Annotated in this window: 17 protein-coding genes and 1 tRNA gene; 12 read left to right on the top strand and 6 right to left on the bottom strand. The window is 32.8% G+C overall.

Going from position 1 to position 17,341, the window contains the following annotated elements:
- Positions 1-4 precede the first annotated feature (4 nt).
- The 5 genes from CLU83_RS05980 to aroB all read right to left on the bottom strand — a co-directional run bounded on the left by CLU83_RS05980 (position 5) and on the right by aroB (position 4,279).
- A complete protein-coding gene (locus tag CLU83_RS05980; RefSeq protein ID WP_100430771.1) occupies positions 5-412 on the bottom strand; it encodes a DNA primase in 408 nt (135 codons plus the stop codon).
- Positions 413-421: 9 nt separating this feature from the next.
- Positions 422-1,393 (bottom strand): deoxyhypusine synthase family protein, encoded by a 972-nt coding sequence (locus CLU83_RS05975; protein WP_100430770.1) that lies wholly within the window; start codon positions 1,391-1,393, stop codon positions 422-424.
- 129 nt (positions 1,394-1,522) lie between these two features.
- On the bottom strand, positions 1,523-2,920 hold the full coding sequence (locus CLU83_RS05970) for an arginine decarboxylase (RefSeq protein WP_100430769.1): 1,398 nt from the start codon (positions 2,918-2,920) through the stop codon (positions 1,523-1,525).
- 54 nt (positions 2,921-2,974) lie between these two features.
- Entirely contained in the window at positions 2,975-3,154 is a 180-nt protein-coding gene (locus CLU83_RS05965; RefSeq protein ID WP_100430768.1) for a hypothetical protein, read from the bottom strand.
- Positions 3,155-3,211: 57 nt separating this feature from the next.
- Entirely contained in the window at positions 3,212-4,279 is a 1,068-nt protein-coding gene (aroB, locus tag CLU83_RS05960; protein ID WP_100433633.1) for a 3-dehydroquinate synthase, read from the bottom strand.
- A gap of 93 nt (positions 4,280-4,372) precedes the next feature.
- Between aroB and CLU83_RS05955 the strand changes: the two genes are divergently transcribed.
- Positions 4,373-5,542 carry a proline dehydrogenase family protein gene (locus CLU83_RS05955; RefSeq protein WP_100430767.1) on the top strand — a complete coding sequence of 390 codons (1,170 nt, stop codon included), beginning with the start codon at positions 4,373-4,375 and terminating at the stop codon, positions 5,540-5,542.
- A gap of 112 nt (positions 5,543-5,654) precedes the next feature.
- Here the strand turns inward: CLU83_RS05955 and CLU83_RS05950 are convergent, their stop codons facing one another.
- Positions 5,655-7,442, bottom strand: a complete 1,788-nt coding sequence (locus CLU83_RS05950; RefSeq protein ID WP_100430766.1) for an ABC transporter ATP-binding protein — start codon at positions 7,440-7,442, stop codon at positions 5,655-5,657.
- 184 nt (positions 7,443-7,626) lie between these two features.
- On the opposite strand from CLU83_RS05950, the gene CLU83_RS05945 reads away from it, so the two are divergent.
- The 11 genes from CLU83_RS05945 to CLU83_RS05895 all read left to right on the top strand — a co-directional run bounded on the left by CLU83_RS05945 (position 7,627) and on the right by CLU83_RS05895 (position 17,282).
- Positions 7,627-7,701: transfer RNA gene (locus CLU83_RS05945), tRNA-Val, on the top strand.
- Positions 7,702-7,959: 258 nt separating this feature from the next.
- Positions 7,960-9,009 carry a GntR family transcriptional regulator gene (locus CLU83_RS05940; RefSeq protein WP_100430765.1) on the top strand — a complete coding sequence of 350 codons (1,050 nt, stop codon included), beginning with the start codon at positions 7,960-7,962 and terminating at the stop codon, positions 9,007-9,009.
- Positions 9,010-9,159: 150 nt separating this feature from the next.
- A complete protein-coding gene (locus CLU83_RS05935) occupies positions 9,160-10,395 on the top strand; it encodes an HD domain-containing protein (RefSeq protein WP_100430764.1) in 1,236 nt (411 codons plus the stop codon).
- 125 nt (positions 10,396-10,520) lie between these two features.
- Complete coding sequence (gene lpxD / locus CLU83_RS05930; RefSeq protein WP_100430763.1) at positions 10,521-11,564, top strand: UDP-3-O-(3-hydroxymyristoyl)glucosamine N-acyltransferase; 1,044 nt, start codon at positions 10,521-10,523, stop codon at positions 11,562-11,564.
- Positions 11,557-12,945, top strand: a complete 1,389-nt coding sequence (locus CLU83_RS05925; protein WP_100433632.1) for a bifunctional UDP-3-O-[3-hydroxymyristoyl] N-acetylglucosamine deacetylase/3-hydroxyacyl-ACP dehydratase — start codon at positions 11,557-11,559, stop codon at positions 12,943-12,945. Before lpxD ends, CLU83_RS05925 begins: the two co-directional genes overlap by 8 nt.
- 68 nt (positions 12,946-13,013) lie before the next feature.
- On the top strand, positions 13,014-13,799 hold the full coding sequence (gene lpxA, locus CLU83_RS05920) for an acyl-ACP--UDP-N-acetylglucosamine O-acyltransferase (protein WP_100430762.1): 786 nt from the start codon (positions 13,014-13,016) through the stop codon (positions 13,797-13,799).
- Positions 13,800-13,893: 94 nt separating this feature from the next.
- On the top strand, positions 13,894-14,460 hold the full coding sequence (gene efp, locus CLU83_RS05915) for an elongation factor P (protein WP_100430761.1): 567 nt from the start codon (positions 13,894-13,896) through the stop codon (positions 14,458-14,460).
- A 67-nt stretch (positions 14,461-14,527) separates the two neighbouring features.
- Complete coding sequence (locus tag CLU83_RS05910) at positions 14,528-15,457, top strand: UDP-3-O-(3-hydroxymyristoyl)glucosamine N-acyltransferase (protein ID WP_100430760.1); 930 nt, start codon at positions 14,528-14,530, stop codon at positions 15,455-15,457.
- A gap of 2 nt (positions 15,458-15,459) precedes the next feature.
- Positions 15,460-15,822: a hypothetical protein gene (locus tag CLU83_RS05905; RefSeq protein WP_100430759.1), complete on the top strand. Its 363-nt coding sequence runs from the start codon at positions 15,460-15,462 to the stop codon at positions 15,820-15,822.
- Between the two features lie 85 nt (positions 15,823-15,907).
- Positions 15,908-16,780, top strand: coding sequence for a succinate--CoA ligase subunit alpha (gene sucD, locus CLU83_RS05900; RefSeq protein ID WP_100430758.1), 873 nt, complete (start codon positions 15,908-15,910; stop codon positions 16,778-16,780).
- A gap of 73 nt (positions 16,781-16,853) precedes the next feature.
- Positions 16,854-17,282, top strand: coding sequence for a hypothetical protein (locus tag CLU83_RS05895; protein WP_100430757.1), 429 nt, complete (start codon positions 16,854-16,856; stop codon positions 17,280-17,282).
- Positions 17,283-17,341: the final 59 nt, after the last annotated feature.

Here is a 17,341-nt window from a genome sequence, read left to right as displayed (position 1 = left end):
AAAATTAATCTTCATCGTCTTCATCATCGTCATCATCTGCGATGTCTTTACTATCAGAATCTTCATCATCGTCATCACCGTCTAAATCTGGTTTATCATTGTCGTCTTCATCGTCATCATCGTCGTCGTCTGCATCTTCAACGTCTAATTCTAAACCGCTGATTGGTTCAACAACATCATCATCAATTTCATCATCTTCATCGTAATTTCCAATTCTGTCAGCAAGCTTAGTACTTACTTTTACTAAATAAATAGTATCTTCAGTTTTAACTTCTACAGCTTCAATTAATTCATTTTTGGCATTTCTAAATCTAATGATGTCTGAATCATCATAACCATCAGGAAATTTTTCGACCAAAAGATTCAAAATTTCGTTGGTCAATTTGGCGTAATCAACTATTATTCTTTTCATAAATAATTATTATAAATCTAACAAATAGGCAAAAATTAATGGAGCTACAATCGTAGCATCTGATTCGATAATGAACTTCGGAGTAGTAATATCTAATTTACCCCAAGTAATCTTTTCATTAGGAACCGCTCCAGAATAAGATCCGTAACTGGTTGTAGAATCTGAAATTTGACAGAAATAACTCCAAAATGGAATATCATGCATTTCCATATCCTGGTACAGCATTGGCACTACACAAATTGGGAAATCTCCTGCGATACCTCCACCAATTTGAAAGAAACCAACACCATTAGTACTGTTTTTTGGATACCAATCAGATAAGAAAACCATATATTCAATACCTGATTTCATCGTCGATGCTTTCAAATCCCCCTTGATAACGTATGATGCGAAAATATTTCCCATTGTGCTGTCTTCCCATCCCGGCACAATAATAGGCAAATTTTTCTCAGCAGCTGCATACATCCAGCTGTCTTTCAAATCTATTTCATAATATTCTTCTAAGACACCAGAAAGCAACATTTTGTACATGAATTCATGAGGAAAATATCTTTCTCCTTTGTCATCAGCTTCTTTCCAAATTTTGTAAATGTGTTTTTGAAGACGACGAAAAGCTTCATGTTCCGGAATACAAGTATCTGTAACTCTGTTCAATCCTCTTTCTAACAAATCCCATTCATCCTGAGGAGTTAAATCACGATAGTTTGGAACTCTTTCGTAGTGAGAATGTGCTACCAAATTCATAATATCTTCTTCAAGATTAGCTCCTGTACAAGAAATAATCTGAACTTTATCCTGACGAATTATTTCGGCAAAAATCTTTCCAATTTCAGCGGTACTCATTGCACCAGCCATACTTACCATCATTTTTGCACCATTGGCTAATTGCTGCTCATAAGCTTTTGCAGCGTCAACTAAAGATGCAGAATTGAAATGCAGATAATGCTTTTCAATAAACTGACTGATTGGTCCTTTACTCATATTCTTTTTTTTCTTTTTTGTTTTTATGTTAAAAAGGTTACTAGAGATTTGGATATCACAAATAAAAGGAATTTATAAATATTATATTCCCTAGATCCCAATTTTTATTCATTATAACCTAATATTTTATTATTTATTATAACCCAATATTTTTAGTACATCCTCAGCTGTTTGCTGTTCCGAAAATACTTCGGTTGCCAATATTCCATTCTCATCACGATCAATCAAAATGTGCTTTGGCTGTGGTATCAAACAGTGTTGTAATCCTCCAAAACCACCAATAGTTTCTTGATAAGCTCCTGTATTGAAAAACCCTAGATACAATGGTTTTTCCTTATTGTATTTTGGAAGATAAATGGCATTCATATTTTGTTCAGAGTTGTAATAATCATCACTATCACAAGTCATTCCGCCTAATAAAACTCTTTCGTAGGTTTCATTCCATCTGTTAATGGCCAACATAATAAAACGCTTGTTTATTGCCCAAGTATCCGGTAAAGTTGTAATGAAAGAGGAATCAATCATATTCCATTTCTCTCTGTCATTTTGCTGTTTTTGATACAATACCTGATAGATGGCACCACCACTTTCTCCAACTGTAAACGAACCAAATTCAGTAAAAATATTTGGAACATCAACTTCAGCTTCATCACAGGCAATTTTAATCTGATTGATAATTTCGTCAATCATATACTGGTAATCGTATTCGAAAGCCAAAGAATTTTTGATTGGAAAACCACCACCAATATTTAAGCCATCAAGGGTAGGGCATTCTTTTTTCAAAGCCACATATACCTTGATACATTTTACCAGCTCATTCCAATAATAAGCATTGTCATTGATTCCAGTATTAATAAAAAAGTGCAACATTTTGAGCTCCAAATTTTTATTCTCTTTTATCTCTTTTTTATAGAATGGAACAATGTTTTTGTATCCAATTCCCAATCGAGAGGTATAAAATTCAAATTTTGGCTCCTCTTCAGCTGCAATTCTTATTCCGATTTTAAATTTGCCATTGATCTGTCCTTGAAGTAAATCTAATTCCTCATAGTTATCAATAATTGGAATGGTATTCTTATGCCCATTATTAACTAAGCGGGCAATATTTTCAATGTATTGGTCTCTTTTGAAACCATTGCAAATGATATAAGTGCTTTTGTTAATTTTTCCTTTCTCTAATAAATTTTCAACAATATTAATATCAAAAGCAGAAGATGTTTCAATATGAATGTTGTTCTTGAAAGCTTCATTCATAACATATTCAAAATGAGAGCTTTTTGTGCAATAACAATAAAAATATTTTGCCTCGTATTTATTTTTTTCCATCGATTTACGAAACCAGCTTTTGGCTTTACTAATGTTATTGGAAATTTGTGGTAAATACGTGAATTTCAAAGGAGTACCATACGTTTCTACCAACTTCATTAAATCGATATTATGAAACTGAAGGTTGTCTTTGTTTAATTTGAATTCTTCTTGCGGAAAGTAATACGTTTGATTTATTAAGTCAGAATATTTTGTATTCATTTGTTTTAGAATTTTATGAATTAATTATATTTAAAAAATAGAATTAATATAGCATCAAACTCTAATGTTGGCATAGATAATCTGAAGTTCATCATAATCTGCCTTAAAATATTGAAATACATCAAAACTAAAATTTCCTTTTATACCATAGAAACGTTTCAATATGCTCAAAAAAGCTCTATTGTTTCTGTTTCTTTTAGTAGAAAAATTTTTAGTATTTTGATTATTATTCATTGTGGCAAATGTAAAAAATAATATAAACGCAAAGCAATCCTTTTTATTAAAAAATAGCTAAGATTTATAATCCTGAAAAGCGTTTAGAATTAATTCGTTATCAACAGATTGATTAATTTTAATTTTTCCGATGCCTTCAATTAATGCAAATTGTATCATTCCATACTCATTTTTCTTGTCATGAATTAGTAATTCAAGTATCGGATCAATATCATTTTCTTCAAAAACTACGTCATCATATATTGTCTTTAGAGTAGATTTTATTTCATTGTATTCCTCTTCGGTAATCAAATTTTTATGCAATGATATATAACTCTCCAGCACCATTCCTACAGCAATTGCTTCTCCATGCAGTAATGTAGTTTTGTTTTGATTTTCTAAAAAATAACTTTCGATAGCATGTCCCAGTGTATGCCCAAAATTTAGTGACTTTCTGATATTTTTTTCAGTAGGATCCTGCATTACGATAATATTCTTAATTTCAACAGAACGATGTATTAAAGAATCTAACTGGTCAAAATCAATTGCTTTAATATCCAAAAATGATTCCCAGTATGTTTTATCAAAAATTAAACCGTGTTTCAGCATTTCTGCAAGACCAGAACGCATTTCATTTTGAGGAACCGTTTCAAGATAGGCTGTATCAATCAAAACCATTTTTGGAGTATTGATTACACCAATCTGATTCTTCAAATTTCCTAAATCAACACCGTTTTTTCCACCAACAGAAGCATCAACCATCGATAATAAAGTGGTAGGGATATGAATAAAATCAACACCCCTTTTAAAAGTAGAAGCCACAAAACCGCCTAAATCAGTTACAACACCACCACCAATATTAATAATCAGCGTTTTCCTGTCAGCTCCAAGTTCTGTCAAGACATTCCAAATTTCAATACAAGTTTCTATGTTTTTATTGACTTCTCCTGCTTCAAATTCTATGATTTCTATCGTCAAATCGGTTTCTAATAACGGGAGTAATTTAGGCAGGCAATATTCATTCGTATTACTATCTACAATGATAAAAAGATTAGAATATTTGTTCTCTTTTAGGTGTTGGTTTAGTCTTTCATAAGCAGTTTCATTGAAATGAACTGGATAATTATTGGCTTGAATAGATTGCATCATTTTATTTTAATTAAAAGCGCAAAATAAGGTAAATTTTGCTAATAATAATGACTTACTCTCTTTATATTTGCAGAAAAAATATAACAAAAAATGGATAATATTTTCAATAACACACAAATTGCGTTTGCTCTAAAAAGTGATACTGAGCTCGACAGAGCTTATTTTCTTTTCAAATTAATCAATAGCCAGCCCTTAGTACGTATTGGAACAGCAGTTACCAATTTTGCCATAAAGGCAAATCTTCCTGTTGAAAGTTTAATTCGAGCGACAGTTTTTGACCATTTTTGCGGAGGCATAAACGAAGATGACTGTTTATCGGTTGTAGATAAAATGTTTACCAAAGGAGTTTCGTCAGTTTTGGATTATTCTGTAGAAGGAAAAGAAGAAGAAAACCAATTTGATGCGGCATTGGAAATGACTTTAAAAACCATTGAGTTTGCCAAAGAACGCAAAGCAATTCCTTTTGCAGTATTTAAACCTACAGGTTTAGGCCGATTGGATTTATATGAGAAAATTGGAGAAAAACAAGCACTAACTTCTGAAGAACAATCTGAATGGGATAGGGTAGCAGCACGTTTTGATCAAGTGTGCGGTGAAGCTCATAAAAAAAATGTGGCATTATTGATTGATGCTGAAGAAAGCTGGATGCAAGAAGCCGCTGATGATTTGGTTACTGAAATGATGCGCAAATACAATAAAGAAAAAGTAATTGTTTTCAACACACTTCAAATGTACCGCTGGGATCGTTTGGATTATTTGAAACAATTGCATGAACAAGCCAAAGCAGAAGGATTTTATATTGGAATGAAATTAGTTCGCGGCGCTTATATGGAAAAAGAAAATCTTCGCGCCGAAGAAAAAGGATATCCAACACCAATATGCGCTTCCAAAGAAGCCTCTGATGTAAATTATGACGCAGCTGTCCTATACATGATAGAACATTTAGATACTATGTCGATTTTTGCAGGAACGCACAATGAAGAAAGTACCTATAAACTAATGGAATTAATGAAAGTAAAAGGAATTCCTTCTAACGATAACAGAATTTGGTTTGGCCAATTATATGGAATGAGTGATAATATTAGCTACAATTTGGCTTCCAATGGCTATAATATTGCCAAATACCTGCCTTTTGGACCTGTTAAAGATGTTATGCCATACTTAATTCGCCGTGCCGAAGAAAACACTTCGGTTGCAGGACAAACCAGCCGTGAGCTTTCTATGATTAAAGCAGAACGCAACAGAAGAAAAGGGAAATAGAATTCCACCAGTTGTTTTCAGATATTTAGAATTCCGAAAACTGTATCTATTTTATAAAAAAATCCATTTGCTAAAAACAAATGGATTTTTTTATTGGCATTAAATTTGGAAATTAAGAATTACTAAACTGTAAATTACTCAAGTTTTTATACAGTCCATTTTCTAAATTAATTAACTCCTGATGCGTTCCCTGTTCGCTAATTTTTCCGTTATCGAGCACCAAAATCTGATCGGCAGAACGAATCGTGGAAAGACGGTGAGCAATAATAATACTGGTTCTTCCTTCCATTAAAATTTCTAATGCTTCCTGAACCAATTTTTCGCTTTCACTGTCTAAAGATGAAGTCGCTTCGTCCAAAATTAATATCGAAGGATTTTTTAATAATGCGCGCGCAATGGCAATTCGCTGTCTTTGTCCTCCCGAAAGTTTAATTCCTCTTTCTCCAACAATTGTTTCGAATTTCTCGGGGAAACTTTCAATAAAGACATAAGCGTTGGCTTGCTTAGCAGCCATAATAATTTCTTCATCGGTAGCATTAGGTTTACCGTAAGCAATGTTTTCTTTAATGGTTCCGCCAAACAGAATCACATCTTGCGGAACAATACTCATATTACCGCGCAGATTTTCTAGGTCAAAATCATAAATATTTTTTCCATCAATTAAAATTTCGCCGCTTTCGATATCATAAAAGCGCAGTAATAAAGAAGCAATGGTCGATTTCCCCATTCCGCTTGGCCCAACAAGAGCTATTTTTTGACCAAAATTGGCAGAAAAATTAATACCTTTCAAAACCTGAACTTCTTTTCTGGACGGATAACTAAAAGTAACATTCTTAAAAGTAACATCTCCTTTAATCTTATTTATAGAAGGGATATGCACATTTGAATTAATTTTTTCAGGTGTTTCATCCAATAGTTCAAAAACTCTTTCGGTCGCACCAATTGCTTTTTGCATTTGTGCATATAATTCGGCAATACCGCCTGAAGATGCTCCTACATAACTGGAATACAATATAAAGGTAAATAATTGTCCAACCGTGATTTCGCCAGCAATGCTCAATTGTACACCGTACCAAACAACAGCCACAATCGTTCCGAATAAACAGATGATAATAAAGGACGCAAAAAAGCCTCTAAACTGTCCACCCTTAATACCCATTTTAACAACTTCTTTAATTCTTTCTTTATAACGTGCAATTTCGTACCATTCATTAGCGAAAGCCTTAACAATACTGATTCCCTGCATCGTTTCTTCAACAACGACTTGGCTTTCGGCCACTTGATCCTGCACTTTTTTCGAATATTTTCGAATAAACCGACCAAAAATAACAGCTGCAACACCAACAAACGGTACCACCGAAACCATCATAATCGTCAATTTAATATTGATGCTGGCCAGCATGGCAAAACTCCCGATAATTAATATAAACTGCCTTAAAAACTCTGCAATTGTAGTGGTCAACGTATCTTGAATTTGAGTAATATCATTAGTGATTCGGCTATTCAATTCACCTACACGCTTTTGAGAAAAAAAAGACATTGGTAATTTAACCAAGTTGGTATAAAGAGCCAAACGAACATTTGCCAATGTATTTTCTGTAAAATTGACAAATAATGAAAGCCTGAAAAAAGAGAATAATGATTGCAATAATAACACCAAACCCAATCCCAATGCAATTTGATTGGCTAAATGTGCATCCTTTTTATTAACACAATCCACGAGCATTCCCATAAATTTAGGAAAGGCTAGGGCAGTAACACTAGTAAGGAGTAAGAAAACCAATCCCAAATAAAATTTCCATTTGTGATTATCTGCATATTTAAAAATCAGGATTGCTTTTTGCAGTGAACTTGCAGTAATTTTTGATTTAGGTAAATCATTTTCTTGGAATCGCGCCATTGTTTTTGTTTTATGACGCAAATGTAAGGCTATAAGAAGTTCGTAACAAAAAAAATATCGATATTCATTTTTTAAATAAAACACTGTTTATGAGTAATTAAAGAAAAACCAATTATTTTTTCTTAGATTTTTTTGAATTTTGCTTGCAATTACGAGTTCTAGTTGTATATTTGCAATCGCAATAGGGCGATTAGCTCAGCTGGTTCAGAGCACCTCGTTTACACCGAGGGGGTCGGGGGTTCGAACCCCTCATCGCCCACAAAACTTCTCAAATTTATTGAGAAGTTTTTTTTTGCTCTATATTGAAAAAAAATGTTTAATGATATATTAGATCAGGAAAACATTCTGAGTCTAGATTTTTATTATTTTTGAATCAATTTTCTATAAATTAAGTATATTTTAAAATGATTATAAACTCAATGCTACGAATTATACTCAAAACAGTTTTTAAAGTATAAAAAAAACTTTAATATCCTCTTGTTTAAAACATTACATCGCTGTTAACATCATAAGTATCATGCAACAACAAAAATTAAAATTAATTGTCAGCACACATTCGAGCACACCTAAATATATGCAGGTAGCCGAATGTTTCATAAATGATATAAATTCAGGAATACTAGAAGCAGGACAACAAATACCTTCCATTAATGAATTAAGTCAGGTAAGCTCCCTATCAAGAGATACAATTCAAAAAGCCTATAAATATTTGCGAACCAAAAATCTAATTATTTCCGTTAAGGGAGTTGGCAATTTTATCAATAGAAACAGTTCTTCAGACAAGCTTACTATTTTTTTCCTGATTAACAAGCCAAGTTCTTACAAGATGGAAATTTGTAATGCTTTTGTGGATACAATAGGCGGCAAAGGGAATATTTCGGTATCTTTTTATTATTGTGATGAAAATCTTTTTATAGATGCTTTGAAAAAAAGCTTAGGCATGTTTGATTACTACGTAATTATGCCTCATTTTAAAAACGAAAGCAATACTCATGTCAGCTATACAGATAAAGCTTTCGAGGCTCTTCAAAATATGCCCAAAGACAAACTTATTTTACTGGATACCGTAAAAGAGGGAATTACCGGAAGTTATGGTGCAGTATGCCAAGATTTTAAAAATGATATTTTCCATGCATTGGAACAAGCATTAGAGAAGCTTAAAAAGTATGAAAAAATCATTTTGATTTATCCAAATAATGCTGTGTTTCCATATCCACGGCTTATTATTACCGGCTTTAAGGCATTCTGTATTTCTTATAATTTTAATTTTGAGGTAATAGACGATATTAATAACTGTTTAAACTTTGAAAGCAAAGATGCTTATATAGTAATTGAGGAATCAGATTTGGTCGATTTAGTCCAGCAAACCAAATCCAAAAACCTTGTACTAGGAAAGGATGTAGGGGTAGTTTCTTACAATGAAACCCCGCTTAAATCATTACTTGATATTACAGTTATTAGTACTAACTTTAGAGCTATGGGAGTGCTTGCTGCTGATTTGATATTGTCAAATAAAAAAGAAATAATTAAAAATGAATTTAAATATATTGAACGCAGTTCTTTATAATTTTCCAAAAGTTCTTAATTTACGATGGCACGCCCAAATTATTTTAAAATAGAAAAATAAGATCTTAACGATTGCTCATTATTACAAATTCTGTACAAACTGATATATACTATTTTAACTATATTTGTTTTCCTTAAAAAATACTTAATAGTGTCCCAAATAAACAAACTTAAAATATTTAATGATCCCATTTATGGGTTCATTACCATTCCTAACGCTTTAATATACGATTTAGTTCAGCATCCTTATTTTCAACGTTTAAGACGTATTTCGCAAATGGGATTGTCCTATTTAGTGTACCCAGGAGCTAATCATACCCGTTTCCATCATGCTTTAGGATGCATGCACCTAATGCAAAAGGCAGTTGATGTATTGCGTTTTAAAGAAGTAAAAATCAGCCCGACAGAAGAAAACGCCTTATACATTGCTATATTGTTGCACGATATAGGACATGGTCCATTTTCTCACGCAATGGAAAGCAGTATTGTGGAAGATGTACATCATGAAGAAATTTCGTTATTATTAATGAATCAGCTCAATATTGAATTTAATGGTCAATTGAGTCTGGCTATTCAAGTTTTTAAAGGAGAATATGATCGGAAATTCATGCTGCAATTGATTTCTAGCCAGCTTGATATGGATCGTATGGACTACTTAAAGAGAGACAGTTTTTATTCTGGAGTTTCCGAAGGGAATGTTAATTCTGAAAGATTGATTCAGATGATGAATGTAGTTGATGATGTATTGGTCATTGAAGAAAAAGGAATTTACTCAGTCGAAAAGTTTTTGATGTCAAGACGATTGATGTATTGGCAAGTATATTTACATAAAACAAGTTTGGTAGCCGAGCTAATTTTGACCAAAACGCTAAAACGAGCCAAAGAATTGACCGAAAGAGGAATTGTTCTGCCTTGCAGTAAATCACTATTGTTTTTTATGCAAAATAAAGTGACCTTAGAAACTTTCGACCAAAAAACAGTAAAACTATTTACTAAGCTCGATGATTTTGACATTATTAGTGCTTTAAAAACTTGGGAAGATCATGATGATTTTATTCTTTCCTCGTTAAGTAAAATGATTATTAACAGAGACTTATTAAAGATAAAATTAACCAATGACAAGGTTTCTTTAGAAGAACTGCAAATACAAAAGGAACGTTTTTCTGTTCAAAATAAAATTTCTTTGGCAGAAACCAATTATTTCATTTTCAAAGGAAAAATAAAAAGCCAGGCCTACAGCAAAATAGCTGAACCCATACGAATATTAAATAAAGATGCCACTATTGAAGATGTTGTAGAAGCCTCTGACCAGCTGAATTTGAAGTCGTTATCAAGGTTGGTAACCAAGTATTATATTTGTTTTCCAAAACAACTGCTTTTAAATTAACATTTAAAACCTATTTTTTATATTTTTGTCGCCATGAATTAAGCCAATCTATTTTTATTATATATCGTGAGAACTAACTTTTAGTATGTTCCATCTTATACTTTTTAAAAATACAATACAATAAGATGAAATTTACAGCTGAACAAATAGCAGGAATATTAGAAGGAGAGATTGTTGGTAATCCCAATATTGAAGTATGTCGCTTATCTAAAATTGAAGAGGGAACCGAAGGGTCGCTTACTTTTTTATCGAATCCTAAATATACAAATTTTATATATACGACAAAAGCCTCAATTACAATTGTTAATGATACTTTTGTTCCTGAAACCCCAATAAACACAACACTTATAAAAGTAAATGATGCCTATAAGGCATTTTCAAAATTACTTGAATTTTATAATCAGGTAAAATTGAATAAAAACGGTATTGAAAATCCTTCTTTTATTTCGGAAAGTGCTGTTTACGGCGAAAATCTATATTTGGGAAGTTTTAGTTATATAAGTGACAATGTAACAGTAGGGGATAATGTAAAAATATATCCAGGAAGTTTTATTGGTGACAATGTTTCTATTGGAAATAATGTGATTATTTTTGCTGGTGCCAAAATTTATTCCGAAACAGTAATTGGTAATAATTGCACCATTCATTCAGGAGCAATTATTGGTGCAGATGGTTTTGGTTATGCCCCAAATGAAGACGGAACTTATGATAAAATCCCGCAGATTGGAAATGTAATTATTGAAGATAATGTAGATATTGGTGCCAATTCTACTATTGACAGAGCAACATTAGGATCTACAATTATCAGAGCAGGAGTAAAGCTTGACAATCAAGTTCAAATTGCTCATAATGTTGAAATCGGAAACAATACAGTTATTGCAGCTCAATCGGGAATAGCGGGTTCAACAAAAATAGGATATAACTGCATGATTGGAGGACAAGTAGGGGTTGTAGGCCATTTAACAATAGGAAATAATGTCCGTATTCAGGCTCAATCTGGAGTTGGACGCAATATAAAAGACAACGAAGTACTGCAGGGAAGTCCAACTTTTGGATATTCTGATTTTAGTAAATCGTATGTTCATTTTAAGAATTTACCAAAACTGGTGAGAGAAATAGAAGAGTTAAAAAAACAAATATTAAACCAAAAAAATGGAAACAATGGTTAAACAGAAGACCATCAAAACAGAAATTTCGTTAACAGGAGTTGGACTGCATACTGGAAAAGAAGTAAAAATGACTTTCAAGCCTGCTCCGGTTAACAATGGATTTACATTTGTTCGTGTAGATCTTGAAGGCCATCCTGTTATTGAAGCTGATGCTAATTATGTAGTTAATACACAACGTGGTACTAATTTAGAAAAATTGGGTGTCAAAATCCAAACACCTGAGCATGTTTTGGCAGCCTTGATGGGTTCTGATTTGGATAACATTATTATCGAACTAGATGCTTCTGAACTTCCAATTATGGACGGCTCTTCAAAATTTTTCATGGAAGCAATTGAAGAAGCAGGAATTATAGAGCAAGAATTAAACCGTAATATATATGTAGTAAAAGAAGTAATTTCTTTTACTGATGAAGCTTCTGGAAGTGAAATCATGGTAATGCCAAGCGATCATTACAGTGTTACAACCATGGTTGATTTTGGTACAAAAATATTAGGTACTCAAAATGCTACCTTAAAAACGATCAATGATTTCAAAAATGAAATTTCTAATGCAAGAACATTTAGTTTTTTGCATGAATTAGAAGCATTGTTGGAAAATGGATTAATTAAAGGAGGAGATTTAAATAATGCTATTGTATATGTAGACAAAGATATTTCTGAATCTACAATGGAAAGCTTGAAAAAAGCTTTTGGCAAAGATGAAATTACTGTAAAGCCAAATGGAATTTTGGATAATCTTACTTTGCATTATCCAAATGAGGCTGCAAGACATAAATTATTAGATGTAATTGGTGATTTGGCACTAATCGGAACTAAAATTCAAGGAAAAATTATTGCCAATAAACCAGGTCATTTTGTAAATACTCAGTTTGCAAAAAAAATGTCAAAAATCATCAAAAACGAACAAAGAAATTATGTTCCTACTTATGATTTGAATCAAGAACCATTAATGGATATCCATAAAATTATGGCTATGTTACCGCATAGACCTCCATTTTTGTTGATTGACAGAATTATTGAAATGTCTGACAGCCATGTAGTAGGAATGAAAAACGTGACAATGAATGAAAATTTCTTCGTTGGGCATTTTCCTAATGCTCCCGTAATGCCTGGAGTTCTGATTGTTGAAGCAATGGCTCAAACAGGCGGAATCTTAGTTTTAAGCACAGTTCCAGACCCTGAAAATTATTTGACTTTTTTCATGAAGATTGACAATGTGAAGTTCAAGCAGAAAGTATTGCCTGGAGACACGCTTATTTTTAAATGTGATTTAATAACTCCAATACGCAGGGGTATTTGTCACATGCAGGCAAATGCGTATGCAAATGGACGATTAGTTGCGCAAGCTGAATTAATGGCACAGATTGCCAGAAAACAATAATTTTTTGTTGATTTGATTATCGGGTAAACGATTAATCAATTTAACAGTTAAACGATTAAACAAAATATATGAATCAACCGTTAGCATACGTTCATCCAGGTGCAAAAATCGCCAAAAATGTTGTAATTGAACCTTTTACAACAATACATAATAATGTTATTATCGGAGATGGAACTTGGATAGGTTCTAATGTTACTATAATGGAAGGTGCTCGAATTGGCAAAAATTGTAACATTTTTCCAGGAGCAGTAATTGCAGCTGTACCCCAAGATTTAAAATTTGGCGGAGAAGATTCGCTTGCTATCATTGGAGATAACTGTACAATTAGAGAATGTGTTACTATTAATAGAGGAACTATAGCTTCAGGGCAAACCACTATCGGAAATAATTGCCTGATTATGGCTGCTGCCCATATCGCTCACGATTGTCATGTAGGAGATAACGCGATCATTGTAAATGGTGTTTTACTAGGTGGTCACGTGACTATTGGTAATTATGCAGTCATTGGCGGGTTATCAGCCGTACATCAGTTTATAAGCGTTGGAGATCATGCAATGATTTCTGGCGGTTCTTTGCTGAGAAAAGACGTTCCTCCATATACTAAAGCGGCAAAGGAACCTTTATCTTATGTGGGCATCAATTCTATTGGTCTGAGACGAAGAGGGTTTTCGACAGAAAAAATCAGAGAAATTCAGGATATATACCGAATTCTTTATCAAAAAAATTATAATACAACTCAAGCGATTGGTATTATTGAAGCTGAAATGGAAGCAACAACAGAGCGTGATGAAATATTAGACTTTATTCGAAATTCTTCACGTGGGGTTATGAAAGGATACACAGGAAATTATTAAAAAAAATAGGTTAACCGTATATTTATTAAATCGTTTAACCGATGGAATGAATAAGCGAATCAACAAATAAGCGAATCAACAAATAAACAAAAAAATGGCATCTACATCAGATATTAAAAACGGATTGTGCATCAAATATAACAATGACATTTACAAAATCATTGAATTTCTTCATGTGAAACCAGGTAAAGGACCTGCATTTGTGAGAACAAAATTAAGAAGTTTGAGTAATGGCAAAGTTTTAGACAATACATTTTCTGCAGGACATAAAATTGAAGAAGTAAGAGTTGAAAATCACAAATTTCAATTTTTATACCCTGAAGGTGATTTATTCCACTTTATGAATGTAGAGACTTTCGAACAAATTTCTTTAAATAAAAACATTCTTGACTCACCAGATTTATTAAAAGAAGGTGAAAATGTAATGGTAAGTATCAACACTGAGACAGACTTGCCTCTTTCTGTAGATATGCCAGCATCTGTAATCCTTGAAGTCACTTATGCCGAACCAGGCATAAAAGGCAACACAGCTACAAATGCAACTAAATCTGCTACCGTTGAAACTGGAGCTACTGTAAATGTCCCTTTATTTATTAATGAGGGAGATAAAATTAAAATTGATACTACATCAGGTTCTTATATGGAACGTGTTAAAGCATAGTTTTTCCAAAATCCGGATTCAGTTGTTTAAACTAAATCCGGATTTTTTATATACAGAATATTAAATTATGAAATTCCCAAAAGTTTATTCTCTGCAGCATATTGCAAATTTGCTTGAATGTGAGTTTGTTGGCGATGCTTTGTTTCCTGTTCATGGCATGAATGAAATTCATGTTGTGGAATCTGGTGATATCGTTTTTGTAGATCATCCAAAATATTATGACAAAGCATTAAATTCTGCAGCTACGATTGTTTTAATAAATAAAAAAGTAGAATGTCCAAATGGTAAAGCGTTGTTGATTTCTACCGATCCTTTTAGAGATTTCAATGTTTTAACAAAGCATTTTAAACCTTTTGAGCAGGCAGCTATTACAGTTTCTCCTTCTTCCAAAATTGGAAAAGGAACAATTATTCAGCCAAATGCTTTCATTGGAAACAATGTAGTTATTGGCGAAAATTGTCTGATACATGCTAATGTCACCATTTATGACCATACTATTATAGGTAATAATGTGATTATACATTCAGGTTCTGTTCTTGGTGCTGATGCTTTTTATTACAAAAAAAGACCCGAAGGTTATGATCAATTACTGTCAGGAGGCAGAGTTGTAATAAAAGACAATGTTGGAATTGGAGCTCTCTGCACCATTGACAAAGGAGTTACGGGAGATACAACTATTGGCGAAGGTACAAAAATTGATAATCAAGTGCATGTTGGTCACGATACAATTATTGGTAAAAAATGCTTAATCGCTTCCCAAACTGGTATTGCTGGCTGCGTTATTATTGAAGATGAAGTTACAATTTGGGGACAGGTTGGTACTACAAGCGGTATTACTATAGGTGCCAATGCCATTATTATGGGGCAAACAGGTGTAACCAAATCAATAGAAGGCGGAAAAAGTTATTTCGGTACGCCAATTCAAGAATCAAGAGAAAAATTAAAGCAATTAGCAAACATTAAGAAGATTCCTGAAATTTTAAATAAATTGAAATAATTATGTCTGCTAAAGAAATTGTAAAAAGTTTTTATAAATCAGATGCCTTCATTAACACTGCGATAATGAAAGAATATCTGCATCCTGAGTGTATTTTGGATTGGAATAGCAGCAAAGGATTTATTCAAATGGATTATGAAGCACTAATAAATTTGACTAATGATATCAGCAGAGCTTATGTACGAACTAAGGTAAGAATCAGTCATATTGTAGAAGAAGGGAATATGGTTTCTGTCCGTTTTTCACATTATGTAAAAACAATAGAAAATCCAAGAGAAGAAATGTTTTTGGCTCATATTATGATTATATGGGAAATAAAAGATAATAAATTATACAGAGGATATCAAATGAGTCAAGTTTCGTAATTATTTTTATTATAAAAAAGTACAAAATAATTGCAAAAGACTTACTTTTGCCAAACAATTTTAAAAACTACATAAAAAATATATCATGAGTGTTTTAGTTAATAAAGATTCAAAAATAATTGTTCAAGGATTTACAGGCAGCGAAGGAACATTCCACGCTACTCAGATGATTGAATACGGTACAAATGTTGTTGGTGGTGTTACTCCAGGAAAAGGAGGAACTACACATTTAGACCTTCCCGTTTTCAACACAGTAAAAGATGCAGTTTTGCAGGCTGGAGCTGATACTACAATTATTTTTGTACCACCAGCTTTTGCTGCAGATGCTATTATGGAAGCTGCAGATGCTGGAATAAAAGTAATCATTGCAATTACAGAAGGAATTCCTGTTGCTGATATGATTAAAGCTAATAGCTATGTTAAAGAAAGAAATGCCAGATTAATTGGGCCAAACTGTCCAGGCGTTATTACTCCAGGTGAGGCTAAAGTTGGAATTATGCCAGGTTTCGTTTTCAAAAAAGGAACTGTTGGAATTGTTTCAAAATCTGGAACTTTAACTTACGAAGCTGCTGATCAAGTTGTAAAACAAGGTTTAGGAATCACAACTGCTATCGGAATTGGTGGAGATCCAATCATTGGAACAACTACTAAAGAAGCTGTTGAATTATTAATGAACGACCCAGAAACTGAAATTATCATCATGATTGGTGAAATTGGAGGTCAATTAGAAGCTGATGCTGCTAAATGGATCAAAGCTGATGGTAACCGTAAGCCAGTTGTAGGTTTCATCGCAGGAGTTACAGCTCCAGCAGGACGTACAATGGGACATGCAGGTGCAATTGTTGGAGGATCTGACGATACAGCTGAAGCTAAAAAACAAATCATGAGAGAAAACGGAATTCACGTTGTTGACTCTCCAGCTGAAATTGGTAAAAAAGTAAAAGAAGTATTGGGTTAATATTCAGTATTTTAAAAATAAAATACCAAAATGCCTCACGATTTTGTGAGGCATTTTTTTAATTATAGAAAATATGTACAAAGAATTAGAAAAGTTTACTGCAAAAGGAAATTTTACGTTTACGCAAGAGGATAATTTAGAAACAGTTTGTAACGCTTCAGAAACAGGAAGCGGTGTTTTTGTTGTTTACGCTGTTGCAAATGATACTAAAGAATTAATCATGGTTGGTTCTACAGGAACAGTTCAAAACGACGGAACTCTAAAAAGTAAAAACGGAGGTCTTTATGATAAAATTGTAAATGGCCAGCAATTTGCAAAAACAGGAAGAAAATACTCTTGGCCAGCACAAATGAAAAAAGAAGGTATTGACACTATAGAAGTTTTATGGTTTGAAACTTTTAATGATGGTGTAAAATCAATTCCAACTAGTGTTGAAGGACAGGTTTTACAAAATTTTTTGGATGAAACTGGAAAACTGCCAAGATGGAATGTAGCTTTTTAATACATTCTTAAATAATAACAAAAAAGCTTCGCAGGCATTGCGAAGTTTTTTTTATGGGA

The organism is Flavobacterium sp. 1 (assembly GCF_002797935.1).
In the GTDB taxonomy this organism is placed as follows: Bacteria; Bacteroidota; Bacteroidia; order Flavobacteriales; family Flavobacteriaceae; genus Flavobacterium.
Note: the sequence above shows the minus strand (reverse complement) of the source record. Positions and strands in the feature narration are given on the sequence as shown.